This window comes from Tritonibacter horizontis, assembly GCF_001518015.1.
GTDB classification, from domain to species: Bacteria; Pseudomonadota; Alphaproteobacteria; order Rhodobacterales; family Rhodobacteraceae; genus Epibacterium; species Epibacterium horizontis.
The window spans coordinates 46,506-70,462 of sequence record NZ_LPUY01000025.1 but is presented as its reverse complement, the minus strand read 5'-3'; the positions used below and the strand labels follow the sequence as shown (position 1 = coordinate 70,462).

Here is a 23,957-nt window from a genome sequence, read left to right as displayed (position 1 = left end):
AAGCCTACTCCAGACCGGCCACGAGCTTAAGCCACGGGGTTCCCTTCCCGCTTACGGGTTCGGCGTTTCGGGGCCGACATAAGTGTCGAGTTGCGGGACGTAGCCGCTTGTCCATAGGTAGGCGTTTCTGTCATCGAGATGAAGCGCGGTTCCACGAATTACAGGATAGTCACCATCGCGAAATACTTTCGCGTCTCCAGTCGTCGATTTGATGCGAACGCCAATGACATTTGTTCCCGGCGGTGCTGCCTTACAGAATGCGTTCCACTCAGCATCATCGAACGAAGTCTGCCCGTGGATGAACAGCTCTTTGGGTGGTCGATCATGTAGATCCTCGTAAGTCTCGATGACTTGTCTAAGAAGCTGTTCAGCAGCGTCTGCGCTTAGGTGGTACTCATATTCGTCCGTTTTCCATGGACCGTTTGCACCGCGGAAAACAACACCGTCGCCTTCGGTCAAAAACATCTGCGCGGCACAGCAGACATGATTATCTCTGCTGTTTGGAAGGTTCTTGTAGACCATTCCTATATAGCACACGCCATCGCGAACAGCTGATAAGCGCCACGGCGGCTTAGGTTGAGACTTGTAATATAGACCCGTCGCTATGTTCCATCCGATCGTTGCGCCGTCTTGAGCTTTCCTGATGGGGTAGCCAGCACTATTCAGAAAAGCGTAAGGATCAAGCGTGGTTTCGCGCAGAATTTGAGTCGGGGCGATCGATAGAAACTCAGCTTTGATACGGCGCCGAAAGTCTGGAACATCATCAAATATGTTCTCAACACTTGTATCAAAATCAGGCAGTGTCTCGAACAATGGCATCGCCGTTCGGGTTTTTTGTTTCTTCGAAACCTTTCCTTCGATCAAGTCAAGTCCAGTGCGCTTGGATTCTGGTCGGCAGCGCTCGTAGACCATCTCAGGCACAATGAATAGCCACACGTCGATAGAACGCTCTTCATTGCGCCTGAATTTTTGAACGCGGTCTATGTAGATTTGCGCGACTTCATCTACCGCTTCATGTTTGTTCAAGATCCGAGTCGCCCGATCGATTTGAGATTCGTCGATTTGCAACTCACTGCAACCTGTTGGATCGAAGGTGATGCCGAACGTTTCTTCAAGTCCAAGAAAGTCTGCCAAGTGGAGCCGATCTTCCTTTTCACGCGGCCCTGGTGGCGGCACTTTTATGCCGTCCAGCAGTCTCTGACTCCATCTTCGAAACAGCTTCATGCCTCGCGCTGTTGCGACAACGCCAATTCGAACGTCCTTGAGTTTTTTTGAGCCCTTATGAGGGCCCAAGGGTTCTGGGTTTTGTGCCACTCAGCAAAACGATCGCAGAACTACGGTGCGAGCTGGTGGATCGGCTGACACACCATGCGAACATCCTTGAGATGAATTGTGAAAATTACCGGCTCAATCAAAACGCGGCAAAACTTAACACAATACTATGTAACTTAACTTCCAACGCCCCTCGGAACATGCTTACTACCATTTGGCGTCACGCCCCAAGGCGCGACGCCAAATGGCCAACTTTTGCTCCGCCCTAGTGGCGGGAACATCCTCCGCCGTTGATTGAGAAGAAACGTCAAACTGTGTATGGTTTATCCCAATAAATCACCACTAATCAACTCGGTCTGACTTTCTATCGCATTCGAAACTACATCTGTAACGCACCGAACGCGCGCTGACCCGGCAAGGTCACGATTAGTAACGAGCCAAAGTTCCTGACCTATTTCATCGATTACGCTTCCCACTCGCATAAGGCGAGAATCTTGGTCACCTAAAAAACAAGGCAGGACAGCACAGCCATATCCTTGGGCCGCCATTTCGTGATGTACAGTCAGAGAATTCGATCTAAGGACGATTAGGCCATCGGTCCGTTCGATCCATCGTGCGGCAGGCAGATCAGCCATGTCCACCATCCAGGTGACGAAACGGCCTTCGCCCACTCCTTTGACATCCTGATAAACAGCAAAGGCAATATGACCAAGCCGCTTTACTGTCAAATTGCCTGCTTGGGGTCGCACAAGCCTCAAAGCTACATCCGCTTCAGCAGCAAGAAGGTTAATTGCCGAAGAACTTGTCAACAACTCCACCTGTAAATTTGGATGCTCTTGCTGTAATTCGGATAGCGGTCGAGCCAAAAGATAAGTGACAATGCTTTCAGTGGTTGCAATTCGCACGCGGCCCGAAACTTCCAACGAAATTTCTGAGTCGAGGGCATGTATCGCACTTTCCACAGCTTCGGCGCGCCGCACCAACAAGCGGCCTTCGTCGGTTAGTCGGTACCCGTCAAGTGATCTGCGAAAAAGGCTATAGCCAAGCGCCAGCTCCAACGCCTCAACATGACGCGAAACCCGAGACGGGGTTGTGCGCATACCAGCGGCAGCAGCTGAGAGCGTGCCATTTCTCGCCACAGCCAAGAAGAATTTTAGATCCCCCCAATCCATGGCTACCCATCCATCCTGTTTTGGTTTCGTCGTCTTAAAGCTGCTCGATACACCACTAGGGTTTTCCCGTCTGAAAATGCTTCTCGTTTTCAAGAAGCTGTTCCGCATAATTGTCCGTATCACAACTAAAATCGAAAGAATAGATAGGGGGCATGGTCACGCCAGTGCCGCCTAGCATCGCCAAAAGGTGTCATTCTTCGCCTCGTATTCCGGTAGCGATCTGAAAGCTGCCTCCTTCGAAAGGACAAACCAATGAGAACTGTCTCTGCTTTCCCGATTGCTGCTTTGTTAGCATCGCTAACTGTTGGTACTGCGACAGCAGAGCCACGAATTTTTGTATATGGGGATTCGAACACCTGGGGCTGGATCCCGGTTGAGACGGGCTTTCCTACGACCCGTTATGCCGACGATGAGCGCTGGCCTGGCGTTATGGAAGCAGCACTTGATGATGCTGTCGGGGATGTTACCGTCGTCGTCGATGGTTTGAGTGGCAGAACCGTCGACGCCCGCTATGGCGATGCTCAAAACGGGATCGCAGGTGAGGCGTTCACCGGTTCGGAGGATATCAGGGCTGCCGTTGCCTCCGCACTCCCGCTGGATTTGGTTGTGGTGATGCTCGGTACGAACGATGCCAGATCCGACCTTGCGGCAGAGCCGCAGCACATCGCAGAGAGCATCGTCCGCATCGCCCATGAAATCCGAACATTGGACGGCGGCGTGGCAACATCTTACCCAACACCCGAGCTTCTCGTCATCGCACCGCCCGCGATTGGAGATACGTCAGCCACTCCGATTTCGGCTGTGACACAGGGGTCACAGGCCCGCAGTCGCGAGATTTCTGAGGCCATCGTAGCTGCAGGCGCAAGGGTTGGCCTGAACGTATTTGATGCTGGAGGGGTCGTGGTGATCGACAGCATTGATGGTGTGCACATGACAGCGCCTATGCACGAGGCACTTGGGAAAGCAGTTGCTGCACGAGTGGGACGAATGATTAATCAGGCGGAGTAATCGGTCTCCAGATCCGCCTTGTGCTGAACTGTGTCTAAATCAGAAATGGCACTTAACCAAAGCATTGCTGCACTCCTCGGTGCTCAAGCCCTGTCCAAACCAACTGAAAGGTGTTTGAACGATGAAGAAACGCGCACTTGGGGGCGATGGGTTTTCTGTTTCCACACTCGGCCTTGGCTGTATGGGAATGAGCGAGTTTTATGGCCCTTCGGATGATGCCGAAAACCTTGCCACACTTGATGCGGCTCTCGAACGCGGGATCGATATTTTTGATACGGCGGATATGTACGGTCATGGCGCAAACGAAGAACTCCTTGGCCGATTTCTGATCAAAAGGCGCGGCCAAGTCAAAGTTGCGACCAAATTCGGAATACTGCGATCTGATAATCCCGACGCGCGCCCCATCGACAGCTCACCCGAATACCTGCGTTCGGCTTGTGAAGCATCCTTGCGCCGCTTGGGTGTCGACACAATTGATCTTTATTACATGCACAGGCGCAATGTGGATGTTCCGATCGAGGATACGGTGGGGGCAATGGCAAGACTCGTTCAAGAAGGGAAAATTCGGGCCCTTGGCCTTTGCGAGGTAGCACCCGACACCATCCGTCGCGCGCATGCGACCCATCCGATCACAGCCATTCAGACTGAGTATTCGCTGTGGAGTCGCGATGTCGAAGCTGAAATCTTGCCTTTGACGAAGGAACTCGGGATCGGATTTGTGCCTTACAGCCCATTGGGGCGCGGTGCATTAACAGGGGCACTAAGGTCGGCGGGAGACCTGGCCGAGGATGATTTCAGGCGCACAATCCCGCGATATGCACCGGAAGTGCTGAGCGAAAACCTGAAGAGTTTGAAGGCGCTACAGATTGTAGCCGACAGACAGAACGCGACGCCTGCACAAATTGCCTTGGCTTGGCTGCTCGCGCAGGGAGAGCAGATCGTTCCAATTCCAGGAACACGGCGTCCGGAACGTCTCGTCGAAAACGCCGGAGCGGTTGAAATCAAGCTTTCGAGCAAAGAACTTGCGAGCCTGTCGGCCAGCTTTTCACCTGCCACCATCCTTGGCAGCCGGACAACAAATGTCGGCTCCGCATTGATAGACCTCTAGTACATCATACCAACTCGGAGAAAACTTATGACTGTTACAGTACTTTATTCTACAAAAGCCAGCGCCACAGGTGGCCGAGACGGGCGAGCCGAAACCTCTGACGGAAGCTTTGCAGTCGATTTGTCGACACCTAAAGAATTGGGCGGGGCAGGGGGGCAAGGTAACAACCCCGAACAGCTTTTTGCCGCAGGTTATGCTGCGTGTTTCATCGGTGCGATGAAGTTTGTTGCCGCTCAAGACCAAGACCCAAAAGCGACCGAGGGTACGACTGTAACAGCGACCGTAGGCATCGGACCAAAGGAGAATGGTGGTTTTGGTTTGACGGTGGAATTGGACGTATCCCTACCAGAAGTTGAACCAAATCGAGCAAACGACATTGCCAACAGGGCTCATGAAGTCTGCCCCTACTCAAACGCAATCCGAAACAATATCGCCGTAAAACTCTCGGTGATTTCTTAACTGCAGGAGGCCGACCGTAAGAGCGCGCGCTCGGTGTCTAGTCCAGACTCCTCTACAAATTTACAGGAAATCAAAATGCCAACCAAAATACAAGAATTACCTGCTAAAGATGTTGTTCAACACTTTTTTGCGGCTTTGCGCAGCAGTGGCCCCGATGCCGCGTTAGAATTCGTCGGGGACGACGCTGTCTTCATCGCAGTGCTGGGTGATGATTTTCGCAAATATCTTCCAATGTATGGAAAGTACGTCGGCAAAAAGGGAGCACGCGATTTTCTGCATTCACTGAGCGAGAGCTTCGACACACAGGAGTTCATCACCCAAAAAGTGATTTCGGAAGGCAACAGCGTCGCGCTATGGGGCAAGTTTCACCATATTGTGCGCTCCACCGGGCGCGACTTTCATTCTGACTGGGCTTTGGTTTGCGAAGTTAAGGATGGGAAAATCGAGCACTATCAATTTTATGAAGATACGGCAGCATTGGAAGCCGCTTTTCATCTACCAGGTCGAGCAGAGCGGGTCGCCGCCGTGGCCGATGCTTCCTAGAAGGAGTGATTTTGCCATCGCGTATTGCAAAAACATAGAAGAAGTCAAAATTCCCTTCTGCGCGCGTCTCTTCGGGTCAGAACGCCAGCTTGTCCGCCTAGCGGGCAGCGCCAAGCGCGCCTTCGAAGAAATTCGCCACGGTGGCACGCACCGTTGCCTCCACGTCAATCTCCAGCGGCATATTGTAGACGTATTTCCGGATGGCGATGTAAAACACCGCCCCGCGCAGTCCACAGAAGAGCTCGATCTCATCTGCTGGGGCGGTACTTGATGGAGGCAGGGTTCCGGGATCGCCACGAGAATCACGTAGCTCCTGGGCTGCTGGCTCGATTTTCTTTGACCGGATGATGTCGAGATAGCGTTCGGTTAAACCGTAGGACTTCAACCCCGACGAAACGAAGATCCGGACCCAGTCATAGTCGAAGACCCGTTTGGCATATCCGGCGTTTCGGACCGCCATGCTTGCGGGCGTACCACTCATCTTCACCCTCGACCTCGATACCGGTGCTGTCGATGAGGAGGTTCAGCGGGCCGGTTCCTCCACGATACGGCAGGCTAATGTTGAGCGTTCCTTAACGGCGGCTCAGGATACTGAAATCCTGAACGGTCCAGTCCAACCCGACAAGCCGCAAAAGGCTTACAACAAAACCTGTCGTTTGCCGCAGTGGCATTCCGAACAGCACTTTCTTAGTCGGACAAGTCTGGATCGCGGCATCGCTGAACTGTTGTTGCCGACCACGCTTGCCGGTCGACGGCGGCACCCTGATCATCTCTGGATCAAACCAGATCGAGAACGATCCACGCCGCCTCTAGCTGTCATTGTAAGACGACCAGTTAGTCGTCTTGTGTTTTGTACGGGCCCAGCTACTCATAGCCCCCGCCTATCATACAGGACGCATGTAGTGAATCCCTCACGCGATTTGCGCAACAAAGCTCCCCGTATCTAAGAACGTGGTGAAGAAACCAACACTGGGATGTTGAATCAAACGCTCAGCACCCCGCACGGATTTTATCTTCGCTCCCCGTGGAGACCGTCCATGTGCCGTTGGAATAGTTGTCCGAGAAACCCGGAATGTGCATTTATGCCTTCAGGTGGTCGATGAAGGCCCTTAGGCGCATAGGGACATAGGCTTTGGACAGATACACGATCCAGGCAGCGCTGTCGAACTGGCCGGCGCTGACCTCGTAGTTGGGGAAAAGGTTGAGCAGCTCCCCGGACTTGAGATCATCGGCTATGGTCCAATCCGCCATCAATGCTACCCCCATCCCTGTCAGCGCCGCCCGGCGCAGTGCCAGGGCGTTTGAAATGGTCAAGGCCCGCCGGGGCACGGCGTCGACGGTCTCTTCGCCTCGCGCAGAGCGGAAATGCCACGGATTGCGGAACGCGGGTAAGCGAAACATGAGCCCGTCATGCCGGGCTAGCTCCGCAGGGCTTTCCGGCCAACCGGCCCGCGCCAGATAGTCGGGTGAGGCCACCACGCGATAAGGCGTGTCAAACAACTTTGCCGCCACCATTGCGCCAGTTTCAGGGCGCGGTCCAAGGCGAAGAGCGACATCAATGCCTTCGCCTGCCAAATCGGCGACCGCATCTGTTAGGATCAAGTCCAGCTCGATACGCGGATAGGCGGCGTGAAAGCTGCCCACTCGCGGGATCAACCAGCGCTCTCCGAAAGCAACCGAGGTGGTCACGCGCAACAGCCCCGAAGGTTCGGACATCACGTCACGGGCCACGTCTGCGGCTTCGTCCATCGCATCAAGCGCAGATGCCGCCCGGTCGAGATATAGTCGCCCGGCTTCGGTCGGGTCGAGCCGCCGGGTCGTCCGCTCGAAGATCAGGATGCCCAGTGCTTCCTCCAGAGCGGCGACCTGCCGGGACATTGAGGAAGGGTCCACGCCGAGTTGACGCGCGGCGGCTGCGAAGGACCCCGCACGCGCGACGAGGAGCGCTGCTCTGAGAAGCTGGAAGTCCATTGTGATCCATATTAATGCGAAATGTGCACGACAGATTATTATATGGCTATCTTTTTTGCAAATCCAACATAAACGAAAGTGGGCTTAACCAAAGTTAAGAAAGCCCGACATGACACGTATCCTTCGCATCGACAGCTCTGCCCGCCCAGCTTCGGCCGGCTCCCGTAGTCGGGAACTGGCCGACCGGATCGTCGGACAGCTGCAAACCCAGCAGCCCGGCGCCGAGATCATCACCCGCGATCTGGCCGCGACGCCACTGCCGCATATCGCCAATGACACCATCACCGGTTTCTACACCTCGCCCGAGCAGCTCACCGACGACCTCACCGCGGCGCTGGCGCTGTCCGATCAACTGATCGCCGAGCTCAAATCTGCGGATGCCGTGGTTATCTCCACGCCGATCTACAACTTTTCCGTCCCGTCCGCGCTCAAGGCCTGGGTCGATCACGTCATGCGGATCAACCAGACCTTTGCCTTTGAAGACGGTCAGTTCCGAGGGTTGGTCGCCGACCGGCCCGTCTATGTCGCCTATGCCTACGGGGCGGGTGGCTATGCATCCGGCGGGCCGCTGGAAAGCTTCGACTACATGCGGCCTTATCTAACGCTGCTGCTCAATTTCATGGGCATGACATCGGTCGAAAGCTTTGCGGTAGAGGGCACCACCGCCGATGCCGCCGCGGTCGAGGCCAGCATGGCCGAAGCGCTGAACCAGATCAACGTGCATTTTGGGGGTTGAGATGACCGAACGTCCCACGCTTTTCTGGATCTCTGGCAGCACGCCCGCGTGGCGCGTGATGTTGGCGCTGACCTTGAAAGGCGTGGCCTTCGAAAGCCGCAGGCTCGACACCGGAGAGGACGAGAACCGTCAGGCCCAATACCTCGCGCTGAACCCCAAGGGTCAGGTACCGACGCCGGTCTGGGGCGACGTGGTGATCCGCGAAAGCCTGGCCATTCTGGGTTGGCTCGACCGCGCATTCCCCGCGCGCCCGATTTGGGGACAGGATGCGGCGGAGGCTGCCTCCGTCTGGCAGGACGTAGCGCTGCTGATCGAGGACCTGCACCCGCACCTGTCAGAGGTCGGTCTTGGCCTGATGCGCCGCGAGGTGATCCCAAAAGAAGCAATCACCGCGTTGGAGGCCGAAACCGATGCCTGGTGCGTCCGGCTTGAGGCCAGCAATTACCTTGGCGGAACCGCCCCAATGGCCAGCGATATCTGGCTCTATCCGGCACTCTATTGGATCGGCCGCGGTGTCGCGCTGAACGCCAACCCGCCTGTATCGCTGACAGATTTCATCACGTCCTGCCCCGCACTCGCCGCCTGGCGGGCGCGCATGGCCGCGCTGCCAGGTGTGGCCGACACCTATCCACCTCATTGGAGAACGTCATGACCGAATTCACTTATCATTCCAAGGACACCGCTCCCGGTGAGAGCCGTCCGTTGATTGACGCCTCGATCAAGGCTTACGGCTTTCACCCCAAGCTGCACCAGATCATGGCCGAAGCGCCCCCCACCTATCGGGCCTATCTGGAAACCTTCCGCATCTTCGCCGAAGAGACCACGCTGACGCCGCTGGAGCAGCACGTGATCATGCAGACGGCAAATTACGAGAACCGCTGCCATTACTGCACCGCCGGGCATTCCATGCTGATGAAGATAATCGGGGCGGATGACGTCATCGTCGACGCTCTGCGCGAGGGCGCGCCCATTGCCGACCCCAAGCTTGAGGCATTGCGGACCTTTGCTCGGCAGCTGATCGACAAACGTGGGCATGTGGGCGACACCGCCCTGCAACATTTCCTCGACGCCGGATACGACAAGCGACAGGCGCTCGAAGTGCTAACCGGACTGGCCACCAAGCTGCTCAGCAACTTCACCAATGCGCTGGCGCATACCGAGCTTGACGAGTCGGTCAAACCCTTCGCCTGGACCCATCCCGACGACCGCGCCGCTTAAGCGCCCATCCCTAGAAAGGAAACCATTATGCTACGCAGCACTCTCCTGACGACCGCGATCCTTGCGGGCACCGCCGTCCATGCCGAGCCCGTCGAATGGACCCTCGATCTCGGCCACGCCTATATCGGCTGGGAAATCGACCACATGAACATGTCCAACACGGTCGGCCGGTTCAACGAATTCGACGGGGCCTTCCTGATCGACGAGGCGGAGCCCGCCAATTCGCAGATCACGTTCACGATCAATGCTGCCTCTGTCGACAGCAACCATGTCGGCCGCGACAACCACATCCGCAACGCGGACTATCTGAATGTGGAAACATATCCAGAAATCAAGTTCACCTCTACCGCGGTTCAGATGCTGACACCGACCACGGGCAAGCTGATGGGTGATCTTGACCTGCACGGCGTCACGGCGCCGGTCGAGCTGGATTTCGAGATGGTGAACCGTCGCAACTATCCCGATTTCATCCCCAACTATGACGAGCTTGAAGTAGTTGGCTTTCATGTCACCGGTGAGGTCATGCGCCTTGATCATGGCATGGATTTTATCGCCTTCATCGGGTCGCCCACCGGCTTTGCCGTCACTCTCGACGCCCGCTTCGACCTGATTCAATGCGACGGCGCGCCGGAAACCAACGTGCCTTGCCACTGGGGCCGCATCGAAGGCTTCAAGGGGCCGAACGAGTGAAACCGCGCCCTGTATCAGACACATGGCCTGGCTGGTTCATTGCGTTGCACTGGGTTATTGCCCTGATGCTGAGTGTCATGATCGGGGTGGGTATTGTCATGGTTGCGGTGGAGGAAACGGCCGCCGAAACCGGCGATTTCACGATCAAGGTGTTCGGCTTCCCCCTGTATCAGGCCTATCAACTGCACAAATCCGTTGGGCTGACACTGTTCTGGCTGATTGTGCTGCGCTTGGGTCTGCGGCTGACCTTGGGCTTGACTGCACCCAGCCACGACCACTCGCGGCTGGAACGGTTTGTCGCCCGAACGGTACAAATCGTGCTTTATGCGCTGATGCTGTCGATGCCATTGACAGGTTGGCTCATGGCGTCTTCGTCACCGCTCGGCCTGCCGACGATGTGGTTCGGTCTGGTGAATGTGCCCCATCCGCTTGGCCCGGATGCCGCCCGAGAAGAGATACTGGCAACGCTCCACGCCCTTGGCGGATACGCGCTCTTGGCAATTGCCGGGTTGCACGCGGCGGCCGCCTTGAAACACCACCTTGTTGACCGTGACGGCACGCTGACCGCGATGCTGCCGCCCTTGCGGCACCTGGAGAAAAGACAATGAACATTCCGTTTGGGTGCGCGGCCTTGTCCGCTTTGGTCTTGACGATATCGGTTGCATCGGCGGAGCCGAGTTGGATCATGAGGGCTAACGAAAGCACGCTGGAGTTCGTGATCGATATCGGCGGGGCGACGGTGACTGGTGGATTTTCGGATTGGACCGTGACGACACTCTTCGACCCGGCACAGCCCAAAACAGCCAGCCTTCGGGTCGAGATTGCGATGGCCAGCGTGTATGTGGACGATCCACGCGCGCAGGCCATCGGCAATTCCACTTGGCTAGCGGTGGGCGATTATCCAATAGCCGTTTTCGAAGCAGAAGGCTTCGACTGGGCACCTGACACCGGGGCTTTGACCGTACATGGTGGCCTTGCCCTGCGCGACATCACCCAACCGTTAACTCTCACAGGAACACTGAAGGCGAACAACGGTCGCGGAGAAGCGCAGATCACCGCGACGATCCCCCGTCTGCGGTACGATATCGGGGTCGGACAAGAGGCCGTTGGGACCAATGTTCAGCTCCACGGCCATTTCGTCGCCACCCTGCAAGATTGAATACACGAAAGGAAAAGAAAGTGACGCAAAACATTGATCTGACCGGTAAGACTGCCCTGATTACAGGGGCGAGCCGCGGCATCGGGGAAGCTGCTGCCCGGTACCTCGCCAATCTTGGCGCGAACGTTGTGCTTGCCGCACGAAGCGAAGATGCCGTGACGCGAATCGCCAACGAAATCGGACCGCAGGCCATCGGATTATCCTGCGACGTGGCGGACTGGGCACAAGTCAGCGCAACGGTAGCCCGCACGCAAGAGGGATTTGGAGGCGTTGACATCTTGTTGAACAACGCAGGCTTGATCGACCCTATCGCCCGGATCGAAGACGCCGATCCTTTGGCATGGGGCAAGGTGGTTGATGTGAATGTCAAAGGAGCCTTTCACATGTTACGCGCCGTCGCGCCTGGCATGATCGTCAATGGCCGGGGGTTGGTCATAAACATCTCATCAGGGGCAGCGACCTCCGCTCTCGAAGGTTGGTCACATTACTGCGCTACCAAGGCCGCGCTTCTCAGCCTGACACGCACCGCTCATAAGGAACTAAGCCCCAAAGGCGTGAACGTCATCGGCCTCAGCCCCGGCACGGTTGCAACCGACATGCAGCGCGCGATCAAATCGTCAGGCCTCAACCCGGTCAGCCGCTTGGATTGGGACGCCCACATCCCCGCCGAATGGGTCGCCCAGGCCATCGCTTGGCTTACCACCGACGCCGCCCGAGTCCATGACGGCGGAGATTTTTCGTTGAAAAACGACGAGGGACGCAAGGCCGTCGGTCTGCCTGCCGGTTGACATCGGCCGGACCAGACCATCCGCGCCGCATGTCCTCGGTCCCTTTGACCGAAGCGGTTGAACTTTGGCAGGTGTCCGCGTCGCGAAGAAGGCCCCGGAGCGTTCGTAGCAGGATGTGAGGTGCTGGAAGAGCGACGTAAGCTTGAGATCAAACAGCTATCTGCCATAGGTCCACGTCGTCGACGGCCTGAGCATCATGCTTTGCGTAGAACGCGCGTGCCTGTTCGTTTTCTTGCCAGACCTCGAATCTGATGACACCGCATTTTCGATCATTCGCCACGCGGTGAAGCGCCTCCAGTAGCGCTTGGCCAACACCAGACTTCCGAATTTGATCGCAGACAAAAAGATCGCTGACCAAAAAAATCGTACTGGAATTCGTATGGAGTTCAAAGTTTTGAGTGAATGCTGCAAAGCCGACGATCCCTCGGTTGTGTTCTACGACAAGCGCTTCGAACCGTCGGGTCTCACCGCAGGCCAATTCCTCAACGATCTCTGTCGTCAGTTTGGGGTCAGGACCATTTACGTGTTCTGCCAGTTTTCGGGCGAGTTTAACGACCTTTGGAATATCTTTCCTGGCTAGAGCCCTAACGATCACGGTATCGATCCCCCGTTAATATCTTGATTTTACATTAAAAAGATAAGTTCAATGGTAGCCATTGGCGTTCTGAAGGAAAGCGAGGCTGGGTCAAAGACGGACGATATCTTTCGGCGTCACGGCATCAGCTCGGCGCTATGCTTTAGCTGCCTTTCTCTGCATTCCACACGCGCTTACGCTATGCGGGACGAGGCGATCCTTCAGTATTCAGCCTGTATTTGAGAAATATTGAACCGTCATATTCGATCTCGGCGACAAATGTCGCGCCAAGCCGTTTAAGCGCACCGAGACTTTTACGTGACGGCGGAAGCAGAAAAGTTACGAATGGGATGCGTTCATCGGCAACAGCAAACTCAATTGCTTTTCTTGAGATTCGCACTCCAAGTCCAAAAGACATTGGCTTGAGAACCAGCCCATAGTCCCACTCATCTCCTTCTTTTTGAAAACCTCCCCAGCCGACGTATTTGCCGTTCTGCAAGATAGCCCAATGGCCAAGGCCGTCGCGGTTCCAGCACGCCTCTTTGGTTGCGACGAATTTGGCCACAGCGGTGTCATCCCATTCGAATGTCAACAAAGGCATATGCTCAGCAACACGGGGATCGGACATATGAGCTATGATCTCTGTTGGATCAACCTCGGTCAGTCTGGTGAAGGTTATGTCATATTTCAACGGGGTATCCATCTGAGGCAAGCTGGTAGTTCCTTTACGTGAACGCTCACTCCTAAACAACCCCGATGGTTCTCGGAACGCTGTAAACATCTGAGTTTGAGGGGCAAATTTGGGTTCTTTCGGTAAAGTCATCGTGACCCGCCTCCCCAAAAAGTCTTCGATTTGAGGCTAGCCTGTTCTTCTACTGAGGAGACAGGGGATGAAGAGAAGCCGTTTCAGTGAAGAACAGATCATTGGCATTCTGAAAGAGCACCAGATTGGGTTTGGGCAAAGGAGCTGTGCCGCAGTCACGGAAACAGCGACGCGACTTTCTACAAATGGCGAACCAAGTATGGCGGGATGGAAGTGTCGGGTGTGCGGCGTTTAAAGACACTGAAATCTGAGAATGCCAAACTGAATATGATGCTGGCTGAGCTACCCCCCGAAATTCGGACACTGACGCAAGCTACGATTTGTTGTCTGCTGGTCTTCGACGAAGAGGAGATCAGAGATGTCGAAACGGAAGCAACATGCGCCTGAGTTCAAGGCGAAGGTGGCGCTGGAAGCGCTGAAGGGAGCGCAGACTGTAGCCGAGCTGGCGAGCCGGTTCGGGGTTCACCCGACGATGAGCCACAGCTGGAAGAAGGCCCCGGAGATCGACGAGGAACAGGTGAAAGAACTGCACGCCCAGATCGGGGAGTTGGCTGTCGCCAATGATTTTTTGGCCAGAAAGCTTAAGCCTTGGGGCGTAACGTAAGGCGCGGCATGATCGAACCGAGCAATCCCGAGCTGTCCATCGGCAAGCAATGTCAGCTTTTGTCGATTTCGCGGTCGTCGTTCTACTACACGCCCAAGGGCGAGACGGCGATGAACCTGATGCTGATGCGTCAGATCGACAAGCAGTTCCTGGAAACGCCGTTCTTCGGTGTCCGTCAGATGACGTGGCATCTGCGCAACGAGGGTCATCTGGCTAATGAGGAACGCATCCGGCGGCTGATGCGGCTCATGGGCTTGATGCCGATCTACCAGAAGCCCATGAGCCAGCAAGGCAGCTTGGGGTCACAAGACCTATCCCTATCTTCTGCGCGGTCTGCCAGTGGATCGACCCAATCAGGTCTGGGCGGCGGACATCACCTATCTGCCAATGCGGCGAGGGTTCCTGTATCTGGTCGCCATCATGGACTGGCACACCCGCAAGGTTCTGGCCTGGCGCATCTCGAACACGCTGGAGGCCGACTTCTGCGTCGAGGCATTGAGCGAGGCCATCGCCAGGTTCGGTCCGCCCGAGATCATGAACAACGACCAGGGATCGCAGTTCACGTCACTCGCTTGGACGGACAGATTGCGCCGCTCCGGCATGCGCATCTCGATGGACGGCAAGGGGCGGTCCCTCGACAACATCTTCATCGAACGACTCTGGCGGAGCCTGAAATACGAATGCGTCTATTTGCACGCCTGGGACACCGGATCAGAGGCCAAGACTGGGGTCGGCAAGTGGGTGGAGTTCTACAACCGAAAGCGCCCCCACTCCGCCCTTGGTGGCAAACCGCCAGCCGTGGTCTATTGGCTGAGAAACGAAAAAACCAAACCCGATCAGCAGGGGCAAAAAGTGACTTAACTTACGCTGAAACCTGTCCAAACATTGGAGAGTAGCTTACCTTGATAGGTTACTCAAAAGTACTGGCCCATCTACCGAAGCCAGATGCGACGCCCGGAAACAATTGCCACCGTAGGGGTCGCTTACGTCTGGGGGCGAAATAGTACGTTTAGATCCGCAAGCGGGGGCTACATTAGTACACCGGTTGTTCACTTCAACTGGCTTAAACTGACAACATACGGGTCTTCCTTACCCTTCGTCAGATCCCATCGAAAGTCCGATTTGGACGAAAGCGGAGATGCGAATTCTCATATCTATTGTTGGACTGACCACTACAAAGTTGGTGCTCGAAGATCCAGAATCTGTCGGGCTTGCTGCCAATTTGCCACGGGACGTTCATTTCTATTGCAAATATCGACGACCAAACCAACAAGCTGCGCGTTGGAGGCCGCCAGCGTATCCCGATCCAAACGAACGTTGTCTTCCAGACCGGTTCGGGCATGCCCGCCGTTGATCACGCTCCATTCGTTAAGGCGTAGCTGGTGTTGGCCGATACCTGCGGCGCACCATTCTGCGTTGGGCGCAATGCGCCGTACCGTTTTCACGTAATAATCAAAGACGTCTCGATCAGCGGGCATGGCATTTGCTACGCCCATCACGAATTGCACGTATAGTTTACCAAGGATGCGCCCATCTTGGTTCATGGCTGCAGCTTGATAGATGTGGCTCAGGTCAAAAGCCTCAATCTCGGGTTTCACATGGTATCTGCGCATTTCCTCAGCCAGCCAATCCACCAATTCCGGCGCATTTTCATACACCCGGGAAGGGAAGTTATTAGAACCAACCGCGAGGGAAGCCATGTCCGGCGCCAGACGCAACATTTCGCCTCGCTCCTTTCCTGAACCAGAGCGCCCACCCGTCGAAAACTGAACGATCATACCAGGGCAATGCGTGCGCAATCCTTCAAGCAAACGCGCAAATGCTTCGGGATCTGAGCTGGGAGTTTGGTCGTCATTGCGCACATGACAATGCGCAATTGTCGCACCAGCCTCAAAAGCCTCTTGTGTACTTTCAATTTGCTCCGCGATCGTAATCGGGACCGCTGGATTGTTTTTCTTCGTTGGCAGGGAGCCAGTGATGGCGACGCAAATGATGCAGGGTTTTGTCATTGCTATCTCCTGAAGTTCTGCGTGGGAATGCAACCAATGCCAGCTGCTTTCCGTGCTGTTGATCGCTTGTGCTAATCGAGAGGTACAAACCGAAACCCGAGTTCATAATCTTCGATTCTTCCGGCAGATTGACCCGGAAAGTGACCGCAAAAAACAATAGTTTGTTGATCGGCATATTCGGCCAGTTTTTTATGTCTTATACTTGCAGCCTGAAGCGGATCGAAGCAGAAAGCCGTACATACATCCGGTTCGGCAACTTGAAGAGGGTGGTGCATCAAATCTGCGCTAAAGGACGCAATTACACGCCCGTTTTTGCGATACTCTAAACCAATCATACCAGGAGAGTGCCCAGCCAAATCAACTGTGAACAACCCCTCGGCGACCTCGGTTTCGGGCACGATACATTTCAAAAGCCCTGCATCAAGAACAGGTCTGATACTGTCCTCGATGGAAGTCGACATATAGTCGAATGCGGCCTCGGATGAGGTCCAGTAATCCAACTCTCTTTGGGTTGTCATATGCACGGCGTTGGGGAACGTGGGGCGCCATTCATCACAGTCCAACCGCGTCAGCCACCCCGTGTGATCCATATGGAGATGTGTCAGGACCACCGCGTCGATATCTTCTGGCGCAAGCCCGCATTGGCCAAGGTGATTGAGCCAATTGGACTTGGCACGATGCCAGTCCGGCCGGACCGGAAAATTCCCGTCCTCACCAACTGCACAATCCACCAAAATCTGCGTATCCCCCAAAGTTACCAGAAAGGACTGATAGGCCAGAACAAGTCGCTGGGTGGCGGCGTCGCCATAATCGGGCACAAGCCAAGACTGCTCGCGTTCAAACAGATCTCTTGGAGGGTTTTTGAACAATTCCTCAGGGGTTCGAGTAAGCCCGACGGAGTCAACGAGAGCATTCACGGTCATCAGGCCGATTTGTGCCTGTTTCATTTTGGGAAGAGGGCCAATTGTCATCGCGTTAACCAATTTGCTTGCTAGAGAGACGTTGCTGCGCTTACGAGATTACCGTTTCCGCATTAGCGAGATGGCCTGTCAAACCCGATTTTCGCTTTGGTCAAAAGGCGCTAAGTAGACCCGTGTTATTGGCTCTCCCGTGACAAGGCGCGCGATCTTTTCTTCGTCGATTTCCACACCCAGCCCCGGGCTCTCCGGCACCTTGAGAGCACCACCCTTGATCTTGACGGAGTCTTGAACGATGTCTTCTACCAGCTTCAGCGGTCCAAAAAGCTCGCACCCGAAAGTGAGTTTAGGAACCGTCGCGTAGACATGCGCGCTTGCGGCAGTTCCCACAGAGGTCTCGATCATGCCGCCGCCATAGAGCTTCATGCCAGCGGCATCTGCAATTGCCGCCGTTCGTTTTGTCGCCAATAAGCCACCGTCCCGGCTGGGCTTGAGCGACACTGCGGACGCGGCCAGTGCCGCGGCCAATTTAAATGTAGCTTCAGGCCCCGTCGCCGCCTCGTCCGCAATAACATCAAAGCCCAAGCCGTGCCGCAACCTTGCAATTCCCTCAAGGTTTTCGGCGGGGAGAGGTTGCTCAATGGCCAGCAACCCAGCCTCTTGCAAGGCTGGAAATGCGCGGGCCGCTGTCACTTCGTCCCACCCCTGGTTAACGTCGGCGATAACCCTTGCCCGCCCGCTGAAGTGATCAATGATTTTACTGGCGCGCGCAATGTCATCAGAGGGGTCAGCATGACCAAATTTCAGCTTAAAACAAGCATGTGCACGTTTTTCGATGGCTTCTTCGCCATCACTGATCTCTCGCTCGGCACCACCATTGGACAGGGTCCAGGCAACAGGTATCTCCTGCCGACATCTTCCCCCCAAGAGATCCGATATGGGAACACCCAATCGACGCCCAATTAAGTCAAACGCTGCTTTTTCAACAGCACTTCGCGCAAGTGAATTGCGCCGGACAAGGGAAACCAACCTGTTTGATAGGGCCTCAATACCAGAAAACTTCACGCCTTTGATGGCGGGGGCAAGATACGTTTCGATGATCGCCAAAGCGCTTTCAGCACTTTCTTCGTTCCAGTGCGGACCGCCCAGCAGCGTCGCTTCGCCAACCCCTTTAACGCCATCGCTGTCGCGTATCCGAACCAATAGGATATGTGCGGTGGACACCGCTCCAAAGGCCATCGAGATGGGTTTGATGAGCGGCACATTTATCCGAGTAACCGTCAGGCTTTCGATACAAAACTCTGACATATCTATGCCGCCTCTTTGGAAGAGGATGGCGGATTACCTGCCAGCGCGTTCATCAGCAAAACACGCAGCCCATTTCGGCTGATCTCTCTGGGGTTCCAATAGGCATTAACGAGCGAAACCTCGATGATCCGGTCAATATCCTTTTCAGAAACGCCTAGCTCTAGCAATGACCGCGGCGCACCCAGTTTTTGGGAAAAATGCCAAAGTGCCTGGCTTGGGGTATCACCGCCCAGAATGGCCACTATCGGAGCAAGTAGATCAGGCACTTCCACTTCGTTGTAGGCAATCGCGTGCGGCAAAATTATAGCGTGGGTTTCAGAGTGAGGCAGATTAAGTGTGCCGCCAAGCGTGTGGCAAATCTTGTGGTGCAGCGCCATGCCGACCTCTCCCAGAACGGTGCCACAGGCCCAGGCCCCATACAATGTCTCTTCGCGTGCTTTAAGATTTCCGGGGTCACCTTTCAGAATTGGCAGGCCCTTTGCCATGGCTCGAATACCCTCACGGGCAAGTCTACTGATCTCATCACGGCGTTCTTTCGCATACAAGCCTTCGGCTGAATGCGCGATTGCATTTAGGCCGCTGGTCATCGTCAGCGGTACGGGCAGGCTTGCGACCAGCTCTGGGTCGTAGAGGACAATCTCGGGCAGAATTCCTGGTGCCTTCCGAGTGGTCTTCACGCCGTTCTCGGTCTGTCCCAAAATCGACGTTGCTTCGCTGCCAGCGTAGGTCGTTGGAATGACGATTTGTGGCAGGTCGGTGCGCAGGGCAATTGCCTTGCCCAAGCCCGTTGTCGACCCTCCCCCAACGGCAACTACGCAATCCGCGCCGCTGGCAGCGACAGCCTCCATGGCCTGTTCGGTTACCTCGACCGGCGTGTGCATTGTCGCGCCAGAAAAGATCCCACCGGTTTTTGCGCCCATTGATTTTGCGACGCCCTCAGCCATTTCCGCTTGAAATTCTGTGGACAGAACCAGCGCTTTTCCAAGACCTGATGCCTCCATCTCTTGGCTTACCTGATCCCGGATTCCCGCGCCAAACCGTATTTTCTGACCGTTGATGCTTTGAATAGATTTGGACATTTCAATGCCTTTTGTTCACATTTTCCCGAGGCGGCCTGCCAATCAAGCGCAGCTTTCAGGCGCAGGGCCTCTGTACGGAGAGCTTGCGGGGGTGTTTGTTGCCACCGTCAAATCAACAGTGACAACTCTTTGCGTGATTTCGAAAATCCCATCCTTGGCGCGGCTTATTCCGCGGCGATGGCCAGTGCTGGATCGAGCGCAAAGTTCACTTCCATGACCCGCGCACCGTTTTCGATGAGTTCAGGAACCACCAGATCAAGGTGATCAGTTTCGCAACAGTCATCACCAACCCACTCACCATTTTCAAAGTAGGCTTGGTTTATGAGATCACGCCGCCCGTCAGCACGCGCCCAGAAGTGAATATGGGCCGGTCTCCAGGAATGGCGACCAAGGTGCTGCTCTAGAAGTTCGCCAGTGGGGCCCTGGTTCGGAATTTGATATGGCACCGGCAGTTTCGATTTGACACTGTAGCGCCCTTGAGCATCTGTGATAACCCGCCCGCGGCAGTATTTGGCATCAATGCCGTCATGAACGCCTGAATACAGACCATCCGGAGTTGAATGCCAGATATCCAGCTCTGCACCAGCGAGGGGGTTGCCGTCAGTATCTGTGATCTGACCGCGAATGACCATGTCCTGCGCGTTTTCATCTATTGGACGATGTGGAAGGCGTTCCGAAATAATCTGGTATGCTTCTGAGTTGAGATAGTACGGCCCTTGAATATCCGCTTGCGTTCCCTCGCGGGTCACATTGTCGATCTCGACAATGGTGGCGTTGAAAAAAGCGTCAACAAACAGAGGAACTTCGCCGGTTTCCTGCACTCGGATCAGGTACTGCATCGCGGCCCCGTATTCCTCGAACGTGACCCCGTGCTTTTTCAGGGTTGAGCGGATAGCGTAGATTAAATCCGGGACAACTTCTTTCACTCTGTCAGACATGTTACCTCCTCCTGTCAGCGAACCTTAGGCAGAAAACTAACGTTAAGGCGCTCATGCGGTCCAATACCAATTGAGGCTGCTCTCGATACCAAATTGGAATGACCTTATCTTACTGAAAACCGAGGCTATCAAGAAAAACACGCAACACAGGCGCAACATATTCTGACGAGTGAATGAAGCTGGTTTTGATCTTGGTGTGGTCGTCTTCGATTGGAATGTAGTTAACATCCGGAAAATCCACGATTGTCACAGACATCGGAACAAGAGTGCAAACATCGCCGCTGGCCACCATGCACAGTGCTGCGTTGGAATCTCCGACAACATCCACCATTTCAATTTCATGGTTCGCTGACCGAAAAATCGAGATGATTTCGTCTGTCAGGTTGGGTCGGTCTACTGACGGATATCCTACAATAGGGGAGCCTGCCAATTCCAACAAACGAACCGTATCTTGCGTTGCTAAGGGGTGGCTTAGCGGTACAGCAGCAACCATCTTTTCGGCAGATAGATGTCGGACAGTGATCCCTGCAGTTTCTGCAAAATACCGGCCAAACCCAACATGTATCCGGCCTTCACGGATTGCGTTGATCTGCTCGGTTTTATTCATTTGCGTCAGGGATAGCGAGATACTGGGGTTCTGCTTCTTCAGGGTTTTGATTGCGGAAGGGACTGCTGCATAGACTGTTGCCCCCATGAAACCAATATCCAGTCGCCCAATTTCACCGCGATCCACCGCCTGCGCGCGGTCAACGGCATTTCGAGAGTTTGCGAGAACAACCTGCGCATCTCGGAAAAACACACTGCCCGCATCGGTCAAAGTCACGCCAAACGGTGTCCTGCGCAACAATTGCGTGCCGAGTTCCTGTTCCAGGGCAAGGATTTGCCGACTTACGGGGGGTTGGGAGACATTGAGCCGCTGGGCCGCGCGTCCAATATTCCCCTCCTCGGCAACTGCCACAAAATATCTAAGCTGTCGAAATTCCATAACTGAATCATATCGCGGGCCCAGAACGACGCAACCTCCATCGATTGTGGAGTATTCAGCCGACGATTAATCTGCTGGTGCCGCTACGAGATAGAAAATGGTGCGGCACGGGCTGGCCGTGCCGCACATCAAATGGTCGAATTTAGTCTTGGCGAATGGCTTCGAGGTCAATCGCGATGTCAATCACCGGACCCAAGCCAAAATCAACGAGGCTGTTCAGGCCGAAGTCGGTCCCATCAATCTGACCGGTTGCAGAGAAACCGGTTTTTACCGTCGATTGATCCCAGGGCAGCGGGAACTCTGCGTTCCAAATGACATCAAGTGCGATTTCGCGGGTGACGCCGACCATCGTCATATCGCCATAGACGACCCCCATCTTGTCACCTGTTTTCTCGATGCGGGTGCTTTCAAAAGTGATCTGTGGAAATTCGACAGAATTCAGAAAATCTGGACCAGCCATATCCCGGTCGCGCTGTTCTGAATTGGTATCAAGGCTTGCTGCATCAAGCGTCACCGCGACAGAGCTGTTCGCAACATCCTCTTTGTCGAAATTTATCTCACCGGTGACATTGCGAAACATACCGCGCGCATTGGCCCAACCCGCATGACTTACGCTGAAGGTCACCCAGGTGTGGTCTTCATGCACGGAATAAAGATCGGCGGCATTGGCCATTGTGCTTGCAAAAACCATCGTGGCGGCAAGCGCAGTTTTTGAGAGAATGGTCATTTTAGTCTCCTGAACGAAGTTGATGGGAAGGTTTAAAAGTGAAGGAAAGCAACAAGAACGGCGCTACCAGCGGGAACTGCTGCGATGGTGCCAAAGATGATTGGTGGCAACATCAAGGACTGCATCTTCGGAACCCGTCTTGCGACGACTGGCGACATGAGCGTCAAAAGCAGCAGGACATAGGCAAAAGGATGCAAGTTGGTTGCGAAGCTTGCGAGGCTAGTGCCCAGCAAGCCTAGCGTTGTGAGCGAAATCCAAGAGAATACGGCAGGAACGCTGAAGGCATGCTTGGGCCGGGCAACCAGCATACCTGTATAGAGAACCAGTAAGATCCCCCCCAGGAATGCAGTAAAGCCAAGTGCCAGTTGCCCAAGGCCGAGATAGCCACTCAGCAATCCGACCAGACCCGTTGCGAGCATGGTTACGAACAGGGCAACTGGCCAGAGGTAGGGATGGTCTTCCACGCGATCTGCGCGTGCGACCCCGGCCAGCACAGCGGCAAGAGTTAAGGCAGACAGGACAATTGGCTCCAGTGGCATTCCGACGGAAAACCGGCGCCAATTGAGCCAAAGAAACGCGGTTGCGATGATGGCCGCTGTCCCGAACAGGCGGGTGGGGGTCTGAGTTTTGGGGATCATCGGAGCGGTGACGCAGTTCAGCAGCAGCAAATGGATAATCTTGTGCTTTGAAGAGATCGGCGGGAACGGAGGCATTCCTAGCTGAAGGATTGCCACCAGCACCAGGCCACTCGCAATCAGCACGCTTTGGAACATCGCACGTGACGAAAAATGCGACACGGCGGAAACCGCGAGGCCGAGGACTAAAGGCAGGAGTATCAGTTTTGCAATCATCAGGCAGACCTCTGAACGCGACTAGACCGTGGTTGCTAATCAGATACTTCTTCACCCTTTTGTAAAAAAGACAGGGTTCTGTTTAATGATTATCACTGGTACGTTGATAGTCATGGATCGTATTGACATGATGAATGCCTATGTTGCCGTTGCTGAAACCAAATCGTTTACGAGCGCCGCAAATCGGCTTGGTACCTCGCCACAACTGGTCAGCAAATATGTGCGAACCCTGGAAGACCAGCTGGGCGCGCAGATGTTTATTCGCTCGACGCGCAATGTACGGCTGACGGAAACGGGGGCGGCCTTCCTCGACAAGTGCACTCAGCTTTTGGAGGATTTCAACGAATTGACAGCCGCGGTGCGCAACGATCATCGCGCGCCGCAGGGCAAGTTGACGGTCGCCGCGCCCGCAACTTATGGCGAACTCTATCTGGCGGACGCTATTGCTGATTTTGCTCTGACCTTTCCCCAGGTTCAGATCGACCTGCGCCTGTCCGACCGATACGCCAATCTGATGGACGAAGGGATCGATGTTGCCATCCGCATTGGGGATCTTGAGGATTCCAGCTTTGTCGCGACCAGGATTTCCGAAACACGGCTGACCTATTCCGCCAGCCCGCAGTACATCATGACACAGGGCAACCCCGAAAAGCCCAGTGACCTGCTTTCTCATGACTGTATCATCGACAGCAATTATCGATTTGGAACTGGTTGGCGATTTGCCGGGCCTGATGGACCGGAACGGATAGACGTTAAAGGAAGACTGCGTGCCAACAGCGCAAGCGCTGCCCGTCGATTTGCGCTGAAAGATGCTGGCATTTTGCTTAGCCCGGAATATGTCGTGGCCGACGATCTAGAGGCTGGCAGGCTGATGCCTGTACTCAAGCCGTTCTGGCCTGAGAGCCTTGGCCTGTTTGCGGTCTATCTGGAAAACCGCCATCTTTCGACAAAGGTTCGAGTCTTTGTTGATTTCATGCGATCTGCTCTGCGCTAACTCTACTATCAACGTGTCGTTGAT

At 55.0% G+C, this 23,957-nt stretch carries 26 protein-coding genes and 4 pseudogenes; 15 read left to right on the top strand and 15 right to left on the bottom strand.

The genetic code is table 11. The features are described 5' to 3' along the window. Positions 1-51: 51 nt before the first annotated feature. Positions 52-1,224 carry an argonaute/piwi family protein gene (locus TRIHO_RS04875; protein ID WP_131811175.1) on the bottom strand — a complete coding sequence of 391 codons (1,173 nt, stop codon included), beginning with the start codon at positions 1,222-1,224 and terminating at the stop codon, positions 52-54. A 74-nt stretch (positions 1,225-1,298) separates the two neighbouring features. Here TRIHO_RS04875 and TRIHO_RS24040 point away from each other — a divergent pair. Further along, a pseudogene (locus TRIHO_RS24040) lies at positions 1,299-1,427 on the top strand (ATP-binding protein); the annotation flags it as partial. A gap of 168 nt (positions 1,428-1,595) precedes the next feature. Here the strand turns inward: TRIHO_RS24040 and TRIHO_RS23155 are convergent. Further along, positions 1,596-2,444 carry a LysR family transcriptional regulator gene (locus TRIHO_RS23155; RefSeq protein ID WP_165595887.1) on the bottom strand — a complete coding sequence of 283 codons (849 nt, stop codon included), beginning with the start codon at positions 2,442-2,444 and terminating at the stop codon, positions 1,596-1,598. 252 nt (positions 2,445-2,696) lie between these two features. Between TRIHO_RS23155 and TRIHO_RS04865 the strand changes: the two genes are divergently transcribed. The 4 genes from TRIHO_RS04865 to TRIHO_RS04855 all read left to right on the top strand — a co-directional run bounded on the left by TRIHO_RS04865 (position 2,697) and on the right by TRIHO_RS04855 (position 5,562). Next, a complete protein-coding gene (locus tag TRIHO_RS04865) occupies positions 2,697-3,452 on the top strand; it encodes a GDSL-type esterase/lipase family protein (protein WP_082705030.1) in 756 nt (251 codons plus the stop codon). A gap of 121 nt (positions 3,453-3,573) precedes the next feature. After that, the gene (locus TRIHO_RS04860; protein ID WP_068240867.1) at positions 3,574-4,560 is read left to right on the top strand and encodes an aldo/keto reductase; all 987 of its coding nucleotides are present in this window, start codon (positions 3,574-3,576) and stop codon (positions 4,558-4,560) included. Positions 4,561-4,587: 27 nt separating this feature from the next. Further along, positions 4,588-5,019, top strand: a complete 432-nt coding sequence (locus TRIHO_RS23150) for an organic hydroperoxide resistance protein (protein WP_082705029.1) — start codon at positions 4,588-4,590, stop codon at positions 5,017-5,019. Positions 5,020-5,094: 75 nt separating this feature from the next. Then, positions 5,095-5,562, top strand: a complete 468-nt coding sequence (locus tag TRIHO_RS04855) for a nuclear transport factor 2 family protein (protein ID WP_068240865.1) — start codon at positions 5,095-5,097, stop codon at positions 5,560-5,562. Between the two features lie 97 nt (positions 5,563-5,659). Here TRIHO_RS04855 and TRIHO_RS04850 read toward each other — a convergent pair whose 3' ends face one another. From TRIHO_RS04850 to TRIHO_RS04845, 3 genes and pseudogenes are all read right to left on the bottom strand, one after another. Continuing rightward, positions 5,660-6,043 carry a hypothetical protein gene (locus TRIHO_RS04850; protein WP_165595881.1) on the bottom strand — a complete coding sequence of 128 codons (384 nt, stop codon included), beginning with the start codon at positions 6,041-6,043 and terminating at the stop codon, positions 5,660-5,662. Further along, positions 6,000-6,434 (bottom strand): annotated as a pseudogene (locus TRIHO_RS23145) (transposase); the annotation flags it as partial. The gene TRIHO_RS04850 and the pseudogene TRIHO_RS23145, both read right to left, overlap by 44 nt. 208 nt (positions 6,435-6,642) lie before the next feature. Further along, positions 6,643-7,533, bottom strand: a complete 891-nt coding sequence (locus TRIHO_RS04845; RefSeq protein ID WP_068240862.1) for a LysR family transcriptional regulator — start codon at positions 7,531-7,533, stop codon at positions 6,643-6,645. A gap of 109 nt (positions 7,534-7,642) precedes the next feature. Here TRIHO_RS04845 and TRIHO_RS04840 point away from each other — a divergent pair, with 109 nt between their 5' ends. Genes TRIHO_RS04840 through TRIHO_RS04810 form a run of 7 tightly spaced genes read left to right on the top strand, consistent with a single transcriptional unit; the run spans position 7,643 to position 12,124 of the window. Next, positions 7,643-8,269 (top strand): FMN-dependent NADH-azoreductase, encoded by a 627-nt coding sequence (locus tag TRIHO_RS04840; protein ID WP_068240860.1) that lies wholly within the window; start codon positions 7,643-7,645, stop codon positions 8,267-8,269. 1 nt (position 8,270) lies between these two features. Further along, positions 8,271-8,921 carry a glutathione S-transferase family protein gene (locus tag TRIHO_RS04835; protein WP_068240859.1) on the top strand — a complete coding sequence of 217 codons (651 nt, stop codon included), beginning with the start codon at positions 8,271-8,273 and terminating at the stop codon, positions 8,919-8,921. Then, positions 8,918-9,487, top strand: a complete 570-nt coding sequence (locus TRIHO_RS04830; protein ID WP_068240857.1) for a carboxymuconolactone decarboxylase family protein — start codon at positions 8,918-8,920, stop codon at positions 9,485-9,487. The genes TRIHO_RS04835 and TRIHO_RS04830 overlap by 4 nt, the downstream gene beginning before the upstream one ends. Positions 9,488-9,514: 27 nt before the next feature. Then, positions 9,515-10,177, top strand: coding sequence for a YceI family protein (locus TRIHO_RS04825; RefSeq protein ID WP_068240856.1), 663 nt, complete (start codon positions 9,515-9,517; stop codon positions 10,175-10,177). Further along, positions 10,174-10,785: a cytochrome b gene (locus tag TRIHO_RS04820; RefSeq protein WP_165595886.1), complete on the top strand. Its 612-nt coding sequence runs from the start codon at positions 10,174-10,176 to the stop codon at positions 10,783-10,785. Before TRIHO_RS04825 ends, TRIHO_RS04820 begins: the two co-directional genes overlap by 4 nt. Further along, complete coding sequence (locus TRIHO_RS04815) at positions 10,782-11,336, top strand: YceI family protein (RefSeq protein ID WP_068240852.1); 555 nt, start codon at positions 10,782-10,784, stop codon at positions 11,334-11,336. The genes TRIHO_RS04820 and TRIHO_RS04815 overlap by 4 nt, the downstream gene beginning before the upstream one ends. Before the next feature lie 20 nt (positions 11,337-11,356). Beyond that, a complete protein-coding gene (locus TRIHO_RS04810) occupies positions 11,357-12,124 on the top strand; it encodes an SDR family oxidoreductase (RefSeq protein WP_232367717.1) in 768 nt (255 codons plus the stop codon). 148 nt (positions 12,125-12,272) lie between these two features. Here TRIHO_RS04810 and TRIHO_RS23140 read toward each other — a convergent pair whose 3' ends face one another. Beyond that, positions 12,273-12,719 (bottom strand): GNAT family N-acetyltransferase, encoded by a 447-nt coding sequence (locus tag TRIHO_RS23140; RefSeq protein WP_165595885.1) that lies wholly within the window; start codon positions 12,717-12,719, stop codon positions 12,273-12,275. A gap of 178 nt (positions 12,720-12,897) precedes the next feature. Further along, the gene (locus TRIHO_RS04795) at positions 12,898-13,401 is read right to left on the bottom strand and encodes a GNAT family N-acetyltransferase (RefSeq protein ID WP_068240849.1); all 504 of its coding nucleotides are present in this window, start codon (positions 13,399-13,401) and stop codon (positions 12,898-12,900) included. Between the two features lie 187 nt (positions 13,402-13,588). Between TRIHO_RS04795 and TRIHO_RS23135 the strand changes: the two are divergent. Together TRIHO_RS23135 and TRIHO_RS04785 are read left to right on the top strand one after the other, a co-directional pair. Next, a pseudogene (locus TRIHO_RS23135) lies at positions 13,589-13,803 on the top strand (transposase); the annotation flags it as partial. 76 nt (positions 13,804-13,879) lie between these two features. Then, positions 13,880-14,986: pseudogene (locus TRIHO_RS04785) on the top strand (IS3 family transposase). 311 nt (positions 14,987-15,297) lie between these two features. On the opposite strand, the gene TRIHO_RS04780 reads toward TRIHO_RS04785, so the two are convergent. The 8 genes from TRIHO_RS04780 to TRIHO_RS04745 all read right to left on the bottom strand — a co-directional run bounded on the left by TRIHO_RS04780 (position 15,298) and on the right by TRIHO_RS04745 (position 22,939). Next, on the bottom strand, positions 15,298-16,134 hold the full coding sequence (locus TRIHO_RS04780; protein WP_068240845.1) for a BKACE family enzyme: 837 nt from the start codon (positions 16,132-16,134) through the stop codon (positions 15,298-15,300). A 71-nt stretch (positions 16,135-16,205) separates the two neighbouring features. Next, positions 16,206-17,105, bottom strand: coding sequence for an MBL fold metallo-hydrolase (locus TRIHO_RS04775; protein WP_082705026.1), 900 nt, complete (start codon positions 17,103-17,105; stop codon positions 16,206-16,208). A gap of 78 nt (positions 17,106-17,183) precedes the next feature. Beyond that, on the bottom strand, positions 17,184-18,359 hold the full coding sequence (locus TRIHO_RS04770) for a muconate/chloromuconate family cycloisomerase (RefSeq protein ID WP_068240842.1): 1,176 nt from the start codon (positions 18,357-18,359) through the stop codon (positions 17,184-17,186). Positions 18,360-18,361: 2 nt separating this feature from the next. Next, positions 18,362-19,438, bottom strand: coding sequence for a maleylacetate reductase (locus TRIHO_RS04765; RefSeq protein WP_068240840.1), 1,077 nt, complete (start codon positions 19,436-19,438; stop codon positions 18,362-18,364). A gap of 164 nt (positions 19,439-19,602) precedes the next feature. Further along, the gene (locus TRIHO_RS04760; RefSeq protein WP_068240839.1) at positions 19,603-20,376 is read right to left on the bottom strand and encodes a dioxygenase family protein; all 774 of its coding nucleotides are present in this window, start codon (positions 20,374-20,376) and stop codon (positions 19,603-19,605) included. 109 nt (positions 20,377-20,485) lie between these two features. Next, the gene (locus tag TRIHO_RS04755) at positions 20,486-21,361 is read right to left on the bottom strand and encodes a LysR family transcriptional regulator (protein ID WP_068240838.1); all 876 of its coding nucleotides are present in this window, start codon (positions 21,359-21,361) and stop codon (positions 20,486-20,488) included. A gap of 142 nt (positions 21,362-21,503) precedes the next feature. Beyond that, positions 21,504-22,034 carry a YceI family protein gene (locus tag TRIHO_RS04750; protein ID WP_207498628.1) on the bottom strand — a complete coding sequence of 177 codons (531 nt, stop codon included), beginning with the start codon at positions 22,032-22,034 and terminating at the stop codon, positions 21,504-21,506. 86 nt (positions 22,035-22,120) lie between these two features. Then, positions 22,121-22,939, bottom strand: coding sequence for a hypothetical protein (locus TRIHO_RS04745; RefSeq protein WP_068240836.1), 819 nt, complete (start codon positions 22,937-22,939; stop codon positions 22,121-22,123). 127 nt (positions 22,940-23,066) lie between these two features. Between TRIHO_RS04745 and TRIHO_RS04740 the strand changes: the two genes are divergently transcribed. Beyond that, positions 23,067-23,933, top strand: a complete 867-nt coding sequence (locus TRIHO_RS04740; RefSeq protein ID WP_165595884.1) for a LysR family transcriptional regulator — start codon at positions 23,067-23,069, stop codon at positions 23,931-23,933. Positions 23,934-23,957: the final 24 nt, after the last annotated feature.

Bases quoted from the DNA above. Each gene is read 5' to 3' on its own strand.
- TRIHO_RS04875 (WP_131811175.1), bottom strand. From the start codon at position 1,224: ATGAAGCTGTTTCGAAGATGGAGTCAGAGACTGCTGGACGGCATAAAA.
- TRIHO_RS23155 (WP_165595887.1), bottom strand. From the start codon at position 2,444: ATGGATTGGGGGGATCTAAAATTCTTCTTGGCTGTGGCGAGAAATGGC.
- TRIHO_RS04865 (WP_082705030.1), top strand. From the start codon at position 2,697: ATGAGAACTGTCTCTGCTTTCCCGATTGCTGCTTTGTTAGCATCGCTA.
- TRIHO_RS04860 (WP_068240867.1), top strand. From the start codon at position 3,574: ATGAAGAAACGCGCACTTGGGGGCGATGGGTTTTCTGTTTCCACACTC.
- TRIHO_RS23150 (WP_082705029.1), top strand. From the start codon at position 4,588: ATGACTGTTACAGTACTTTATTCTACAAAAGCCAGCGCCACAGGTGGC.
- TRIHO_RS04855 (WP_068240865.1), top strand. From the start codon at position 5,095: ATGCCAACCAAAATACAAGAATTACCTGCTAAAGATGTTGTTCAACAC.
- TRIHO_RS04850 (WP_165595881.1), bottom strand. From the start codon at position 6,043: ATGAGTGGTACGCCCGCAAGCATGGCGGTCCGAAACGCCGGATATGCC.
- TRIHO_RS04845 (WP_068240862.1), bottom strand. From the start codon at position 7,533: ATGGACTTCCAGCTTCTCAGAGCAGCGCTCCTCGTCGCGCGTGCGGGG.
- TRIHO_RS04840 (WP_068240860.1), top strand. From the start codon at position 7,643: ATGACACGTATCCTTCGCATCGACAGCTCTGCCCGCCCAGCTTCGGCC.
- TRIHO_RS04835 (WP_068240859.1), top strand. From the start codon at position 8,271: ATGACCGAACGTCCCACGCTTTTCTGGATCTCTGGCAGCACGCCCGCG.
- TRIHO_RS04830 (WP_068240857.1), top strand. From the start codon at position 8,918: ATGACCGAATTCACTTATCATTCCAAGGACACCGCTCCCGGTGAGAGC.
- TRIHO_RS04825 (WP_068240856.1), top strand. From the start codon at position 9,515: ATGCTACGCAGCACTCTCCTGACGACCGCGATCCTTGCGGGCACCGCC.
- TRIHO_RS04815 (WP_068240852.1), top strand. From the start codon at position 10,782: ATGAACATTCCGTTTGGGTGCGCGGCCTTGTCCGCTTTGGTCTTGACG.
- TRIHO_RS04795 (WP_068240849.1), bottom strand. From the start codon at position 13,401: ATGGATACCCCGTTGAAATATGACATAACCTTCACCAGACTGACCGAG.
- TRIHO_RS04780 (WP_068240845.1), bottom strand. From the start codon at position 16,134: ATGACAAAACCCTGCATCATTTGCGTCGCCATCACTGGCTCCCTGCCA.
- TRIHO_RS04775 (WP_082705026.1), bottom strand. From the start codon at position 17,105: ATGACAATTGGCCCTCTTCCCAAAATGAAACAGGCACAAATCGGCCTG.
- TRIHO_RS04770 (WP_068240842.1), bottom strand. From the start codon at position 18,359: ATGTCAGAGTTTTGTATCGAAAGCCTGACGGTTACTCGGATAAATGTG.
- TRIHO_RS04765 (WP_068240840.1), bottom strand. From the start codon at position 19,438: ATGTCCAAATCTATTCAAAGCATCAACGGTCAGAAAATACGGTTTGGC.
- TRIHO_RS04760 (WP_068240839.1), bottom strand. From the start codon at position 20,376: ATGTCTGACAGAGTGAAAGAAGTTGTCCCGGATTTAATCTACGCTATC.
- TRIHO_RS04755 (WP_068240838.1), bottom strand. From the start codon at position 21,361: ATGGAATTTCGACAGCTTAGATATTTTGTGGCAGTTGCCGAGGAGGGG.
- TRIHO_RS04750 (WP_207498628.1), bottom strand. From the start codon at position 22,034: ATGGCCAATGCCGCCGATCTTTATTCCGTGCATGAAGACCACACCTGG.
- TRIHO_RS04745 (WP_068240836.1), bottom strand. From the start codon at position 22,939: ATGATTGCAAAACTGATACTCCTGCCTTTAGTCCTCGGCCTCGCGGTT.
- TRIHO_RS04740 (WP_165595884.1), top strand. From the start codon at position 23,067: ATGATGAATGCCTATGTTGCCGTTGCTGAAACCAAATCGTTTACGAGC.